This window comes from Streptomyces sp. NPDC059080, assembly GCF_042739975.1.
GTDB classification, from domain to species: domain Bacteria; phylum Actinomycetota; class Actinomycetes; order Streptomycetales; family Streptomycetaceae; genus Streptomyces; species Streptomyces benahoarensis.
Genome location: NZ_JBHYGX010000018.1, coordinates 66,170 through 71,109 on the forward strand (window position 1 = coordinate 66,170; position 4,940 = coordinate 71,109).

General features: G+C 68.3%; 4 protein-coding genes. All 4 read right to left on the reverse strand.

Annotated elements, in window-relative coordinates; genetic code table 11:
* Window positions 1-142: 142 nt before the first annotated feature.
* Window positions 143-1,426 (reverse strand): ATP-dependent Clp protease ATP-binding subunit ClpX, encoded by a 1,284-nt coding sequence (gene clpX / locus ACFWWQ_RS16645; protein WP_030283913.1) that lies wholly within the window; start codon window positions 1,424-1,426, stop codon window positions 143-145.
* A gap of 158 nt (window positions 1,427-1,584) precedes the next feature.
* On the reverse strand, window positions 1,585-2,262 hold the full coding sequence (locus ACFWWQ_RS16650; protein ID WP_384596656.1) for an ATP-dependent Clp protease proteolytic subunit: 678 nt from the start codon (window positions 2,260-2,262) through the stop codon (window positions 1,585-1,587).
* Between the two features lie 65 nt (window positions 2,263-2,327).
* The gene (locus tag ACFWWQ_RS16655; RefSeq protein ID WP_384596752.1) at window positions 2,328-2,930 is read right to left on the reverse strand and encodes an ATP-dependent Clp protease proteolytic subunit; all 603 of its coding nucleotides are present in this window, start codon (window positions 2,928-2,930) and stop codon (window positions 2,328-2,330) included.
* Between the two features lie 286 nt (window positions 2,931-3,216).
* Window positions 3,217-4,599: a trigger factor gene (gene tig, locus ACFWWQ_RS16660; protein WP_384596658.1), complete on the reverse strand. Its 1,383-nt coding sequence runs from the start codon at window positions 4,597-4,599 to the stop codon at window positions 3,217-3,219.
* Window positions 4,600-4,940: the final 341 nt, after the last annotated feature.

A 4,940-nucleotide genomic window follows, 5' to 3' on the forward strand; every position in this document is an offset into this window, starting at 1 on the left:
CCCGTGGGGGGGGCCCGACGGTCCCCCCCCCCCGCTCTCCGTGGGGGGGGCCCGCCCCCGCGCCCCCCCCCACCCCGCCCGGCGGCGGTCCCGCGCCGGGGCGGCTTCGTGTGTACGGGGTGGGCGCGGGCGCGCCCCGCGCTCAGGCGCTCTTCTCGTGCGGCTCGCCCGACTCGCCGCGGCTGCGCGGCACCAGCGTCGGGTTGACGTTGGAGTGCACGACGTCCTCGGTGATGACGACGCGGGCCACGTCCTTGCGGGAGGGCACCTCGTACATCACCGACTGGAGGACCTCCTCCATGATGGCGCGCAGACCGCGGGCGCCGGTGCCGCGCAGGATGGCCTGGTCGGCGATGGCCTCCAGGGCCGGGCGGTCGAAGTCCAGCTCCACGCCGTCGAGTTCGAAGAGGCGCTTGTACTGCTTGACGAGGGCGTTGCGCGGCTCGACGAGGATCTGCAGCAGCGTCTCGCGGTCGAGGTTGTGGACCGAGGTGAGGACGGGCAGGCGGCCGATGAACTCCGGGATCATCCCGAACTTCACCAGGTCCTCCGGCATGACGTCCTTGAGCTGGTCCTTCGACTCGATCTCGCGCTTGGAGCGGATCGTGGCGCCGAAGCCGATGCCCTTGGCGCCGGACCGCGCCTCGATGATCTTGTCCAGACCGGCGAACGCGCCACCCACGATGAACAGCACGTTCGTCGTGTCGATCTGGATGAACTCCTGGTGCGGGTGCTTGCGCCCGCCCTGCGGCGGCACCGAGGCGGTGGTGCCCTCCAGGATCTTCAGCAGCGCCTGCTGAACGCCCTCGCCGGAGACGTCACGGGTGATCGAGGGGTTCTCGCTCTTGCGGGCGACCTTGTCGATCTCGTCGATGTAGATGATCCCCGTCTCGGCCTTCTTGATGTCGAAGTCCGCGGCCTGGATCAGCTTGAGCAGGATGTTCTCGACGTCCTCGCCGACGTATCCGGCCTCGGTGAGGGCGGTGGCGTCCGCGAAGGCGAACGGGACGTTCAGCATCCGGGCGAGGGTCTGCGCGAGCAGCGTCTTGCCGGAGCCGGTGGGGCCGAGCAGCAGGATGTTGGACTTGGCCAGCTCGATGCCCTCGTCGCCGCGACCGCCGCCGTTCTCACCCGCCTGCACCCGCTTGTAGTGGTTGTAGACGGCCACCGAGAGGGCCTTCTTGGCGGGCTCCTGGCCGACGACGTAGCCGTTGAGGAACTCGTAGATCTCGCGGGGCTTGGGAAGCTCCTCCCAGCGCACCTCGGAGGTCTCGGCCAGCTCCTCCTCGATGATTTCGTTGCAGAGGTCGATGCACTCGTCGCAGATGTACACACCAGGTCCCGCGATGAGCTTCTTCACCTGCTTCTGGCTCTTTCCGCAGAATGAGCACTTGAGCAGGTCGCCGCCGTCACCGATGCGTGCCACGAGGTGCTTCCCCTTCGCCTGGGATCCGCATTGCTCCTACGGACCCGGGTGCTTGCCTATCGACGGTACCTTGCCGGGCCCTTCGTACGGGCCCCCCTTGGCCCGACTCCGTCGACTCGGTCCAAGGGGGCGGGCGTCCGGCGCCTGTGCGGGTACCGCTAACCCATCGATACCGACGCCTTGCGCGTCGACACGATCTGGTCGACCAGACCGTACGCCAAGGTCTCCTCGGCGGTCAGGATCTTGTCACGCTCGATGTCGTCCCGGATCTTCTCGATCGGGGTCGAGGAGTGCTTGGCCAGCAGCTCTTCCAGCTGCGCGCGCATCCGCAGGATCTCGTTGGCGGCGATCTCCAGGTCGGAGACCTGACCGCGGCCGGTCTCGCTGTACGGCTGGTGGATCAGCACGCGGGCGTTGGGCAGCGCCATCCGCTTGCCGGGGGTACCGGCGGCGAGCAGCACGGCGGCGGCGGAGGCCGCCTGGCCCATGCAGACCGTCGAGATGTCGGGCTTCACGAACTGCATCGTGTCGTAGATCGCGGTGAGCGCCGTGAAGGAGCCGCCCGGGGAATTGATGTAGATCGAGATGTCGCGGTCGGGGTCCATCGACTCCAGGCACAGCAGCTGCGCCATGACGTCATTGGCCGACGCGTCGTCGATCTGCACGCCGAGGAAGATCACCCGCTCCTCGAAGAGCTTCGCGTACGGGTCGTACTCGCGCACGCCCTGCGAGGTGCGCTCGACGAAACGCGGAACGATGTAGCGGGACTCGGCGCGCGGGCCGGAAAACTCGGACTCGGCGCCCTGGTACAGGCCGCTGCCGGGGAAGTTGTTCATCGGGGGTTCACCGTCCTGGTGGCGATCAAGGGGCTGGGTGGCTGTGGGGCGAGTGGTCCGCGGGCTCAGGCCCCGGTGCCGCCCCCGCCCGGAACGCCGGCGGCAGAGGTCATGACGTCGTCGATGAGGCCGTACTCCTTGGCCTCGTCGGCGGAGAACCAGCGGTCACGGTCGGAGTCCTGGGTGATCCGCTCGACGGTCTGACCGGTGTGGAAGGAGGTCAGCTCGGCCATGCGCTTCTTGGTGTGCAGCAGCCGCTCGGCGTGGATCTTGATGTCCGACGCGGAACCGGCGAGACCGGCCGAGGGCTGGTGGATGAGGATCTCCGCGTTGGGCAGCGCGAACCGCTTGCCCGGGGTGCCGGCGCTCAGCAGGAACTGCCCCATGGAGGCGGCCAGGCCCATGGCGATCGTCACCACATCGTTCTTGATGTACTGCATGGTGTCGTAGATCGCCAGGCCGGCCGAGATCGAGCCGCCCGGGGAGTTGATGTAGAGGAAGATGTCCTTGTCCGGGTCCGCGGCCAGAAGAAGCAGCTGCGCGGTGATCTTGTTGGCGATGTCGTCGTCGACCGGCTGGCCGAGGAAGATGATCCGCTCGCCGAGCAGCCGGTTGTAGACCTGGTCGCCAAGGCCACCGAAGGTCGGCTCAGCGGCGGCGGAAGGCATCGGGATCGTCACGTGTCCACCTGCTCGTTGTCGGACGGTACGGAACCGTCTCAGCGTCGTCTGCCGGGGCCTGGGGGTCTGCGCCGTACGGTGTCGCCCCGGCGCGTTCGGAGACTCCCCTGCCCTCGTATCTACGGACCCTAACGCGCAGGTCGGACAACGCCATCCCGCTGGGAGAACTGTTCGCTGTGAGCGCAGGCTCACCGGGCGGTCAAGCGCACGGGCCCGAACACACGCAGCGGCGCGTTCGGGCCCGTGATCAAGAGGTGCGGGAGGGTGCCGGAGCTCAGCTCTCGGTCTTCTCCGCGGCCTCGGTGCCCTCGGCCTCGGCGACGACGGTCTCGGCGATCTCGTCCTCGTCGTCGTCCAGCTCGACGACCTCGCCGTTGCTGTCCTTGACGGTGGCGGCCTCGACGACGACGGCGAGCGCCTTGCCGCGGGCGACCTCGCCGACGAGCATCGGCACCTGGCCACCCTCGACGACGGCCTGGGCGAACTGGTCGGGGGACATGCCGGAGGACTGGGCGCGGCGCATGAGGTGCTCGGTGAGCTCCTCCTGGCTGACGTTCAGCTTCTCCTTGTTGACCAGCTCATCGAGGATGAACTGGGTCTTGATGCCCTTCTCCGCCTGCTCCTTGGTCTCGGCGTCGAACTCCTCCTCGCTCTTGCCCTGGATCTCCAGGTACTTCGCGAGGTCGAGGCCCATCTGGCCGAGCTGGTGGTTGACCAGGTTGTGCTTGCGGGTGTTGATCTCGTCCTCGAGCAGCTTCTCGGGGATCGGGACCTCCACGAGCTTCAGCAGCTCGTCCAGCACCTTCTCCTGGGCCTGGGTGGCCTGGTCGTACTTCTTCATCTGCTCGAGGCGCTTGGCGCTGTCGGCCTTCAGCTCGTCGAGCGTGTCGAACTCGCTGGCCAGCTGCGCGAAGTCGTCGTCCAGCTCGGGCAGTTCGCGGGCGGCGACGGCGGTGACGTCGACCTTGACCTCGGCCTCCTTGCCCTGGGCGGAGCCGCCCTTGAGCTCGGAGGTGAAGGTGGCGGTGCCACCGGCCTCGACACCCTTGACGGCGTCGTCGATGCCGTCCAGCAGCTCACCGGAGCCGACGGTGTAGCTGACGCCCTTGGCGACGCCGTCCTCCAGGACCTCGCCGTCCACCTTGGCCTCGAGGTCCAGCGTCAGGACGTCGCCGTCCTGCGCGGCGCGCTCGACAGGGCTGGTGGAGGCGAAGCGCTCACGCAGCTGCTCGACCGACTTCTCGATGTCCTCGTCCGACACCGTGACGGCGTCGACCTCGACCTCGATGCCGGAGTAGTCCGGGATCTCCAGGGCGGGGCGGATGTCGACCTCGGCGGTGAAGGCCAGCAGCTCGCCGTCCTTCAGCTCGGTGATGTCGACCTCGGGCTGACCGAGGACGTTCAGCTCACCCTCGTTGACCGCTTCGGTGTAGAACTTCGGGAGCGCGTCGTTGACGGCCTCCTCCAGCACGGCGCCACGACCGAACCGCTGGTCGATGACGCGGGCAGGGATCTTGCCCTTGCGGAAGCCCTTCACCGTGACCTGCTGGTTGATCTTCTTGTACGCCGCGTCGAGGCTGTCCTTGAGCTCCTCGAAGGGCACCTCGACAGTGAGCCGAACCCGGGTCGGGTTCAGGGTCTCCACGGCGCTCTTCACGGTTCGGTCTCCTTGGGGCTGACTTCTTGGGGTTCTGCTGGGATCTTCCGGGATGCTCCCGCAGGCGCGGGCCCCAGCCGATCGCGCCCGGTCCAGAGACGCACGGGCACGCAGCTTGCATAGTAACCGCAAGGAGGAGGGCACCGACAATGCGACCTCGCGGGCCGTCCGGCGGGCGCTCGCGGCGCGTGGGGCCATGGAGGAACCGCATACGGATATCCGTATGCGGTGGCCGGGCGGGCCGCGGGGCGCGGGGCAGGGGCACCCGGCCGCCCCCCCCGCTGGATGTGGTGGGGGGGGGGGGGTTATGACCCACAAACCAACCCCCCCCAACACGACAC

What these genes read in the sequence shown, in the direction of transcription:
- ACFWWQ_RS16650 (WP_384596656.1), bottom strand. Translation starts at nt 2,262, where the DNA reads ATGAACAACTTCCCCGGCAGCGGCCTGTACCAGGGCGCCGAGTCCGAG.
- ACFWWQ_RS16655 (WP_384596752.1), bottom strand. Translation starts at nt 2,930, where the DNA reads ATGCCTTCCGCCGCCGCTGAGCCGACCTTCGGTGGCCTTGGCGACCAG.